The following is a 1252-nucleotide window of genomic DNA, read 5'->3' as shown; positions in this document are numbered from 1 at the left end:
GCGAGCGCACGTCCACGGCCTCGGTGTCGGCGCCGGACAGGTGCGCGCGCAGGGCCCGGTCGCGCGCCTCGGTGTGCTGCGCGTCGATCACGGCCCGCGACAGCCGCTGCGCCGCGGCACGCTCCTGGATCTCCCGCACGCGCAGGAGACCGGCCAGCGAGAACGAACGACTCATGCGACCCCCTCGAAGGCGCCGACCAGGGCGTCCAGCCGGCGCCACGACTCCTCGATGTCGCAGGTCTCGTCGAGCGACTGCGTGAGGAAGGCGGAGATCTCCCGCTCGTGCGCGATGGCGGCGTCGATCCGCGGATCCGCTCCCGCGTGATACGCGCCGATGTCGATCAGGTCGGTGGCGCGACGGCGCGCGGCGAGCACGGCCCGCAGCGTCGCGGCGTGCGCCCGGCGCTCGGCCCCGGTGATCTTGCCCGCGACGCGCGACACCGAGCCGAGCACGTCGATCGCGGGGTGGTGGCCGGACAGCGCCAGGGCACGGTCGAGCACCACGTGGCCGTCGAGGATCGAGCGCACGGCATCGGCGATCGGCTCGTTGTGGTCGTCGCCGTCGACGAGCACGGTGTAGATGCCGGTGATCGACCCGGTGCGGTCGGTGCCGGCGCGCTCCAGCAGCCCGGCGAGGATCGAGAACGTCGACGGCGGGTAGCCGCGCGTGGCCGGGGGCTCGCCCGCCGACAGCCCGATCTCGCGCTGGGCCATCGCCACGCGCGTGAGCGAGTCCATCATGAGGATCGCGTGAGCGCCGTCGTCCCGGAACGCCTCGGCGATGCGTGTGGCCGTGAACGCCGCCCGGATGCGGGCCATGGCCGGCTGGTCCGAGGTCGACACCACCACGACCGAGCGGGCGAGGCCGGCAGGTCCGAGGTCGTCCTCGATGAACTCGCGCACCTCGCGTCCGCGTTCGCCGACCAGCGCGATCACGGTGACCTCGGCCTCCGTGCCGCGCGCGATCATCGACAGCAGCGACGACTTGCCCACCCCGGAGCCCGCGAACAGGCCGACGCGCTGACCGCGGCCGACGCTCACGAGCGTGTCCAGGGCGCGCACGCCCAGGGGGAGCGGGGCGGTGATGCGGTCGCGCTCCAGGAGGGAGGGCGTGGCGTGGTCGAGGCTCACGGTGGGGGCGCCGAGCGGCCCCTTGCCGTCGATCGGGCGGCCGAGCCCGTCGAGGATCCGCCCGAGGAGCGCTCGTCCGGTGGGCACCCGCACCGGACGAGCGCTCCTCGGGCGGATCCTC

Annotated in this window: 1 protein-coding gene; it reads right to left on the bottom strand. The window is 74.6% G+C overall.

The genetic code is table 11. The features are described from left to right. Nucleotides 1–171: 171 nt before the first annotated feature. On the bottom strand, nt 172–1252 hold a 1081-nt coding region (locus tag DW299_RS00015), incomplete at its 5' end, for a FliI/YscN family ATPase (RefSeq protein ID WP_136035197.1).

This window comes from Microbacterium sp. K35 (assembly GCF_004794375.1).
In the GTDB taxonomy this organism is placed as follows: domain Bacteria; phylum Actinomycetota; class Actinomycetes; order Actinomycetales; family Microbacteriaceae; genus Microbacterium; species Microbacterium sufflavum.
The sequence above is the reverse complement of the archived record's forward strand: the minus strand, read 5'-3'. Positions and strand labels throughout refer to the sequence as shown.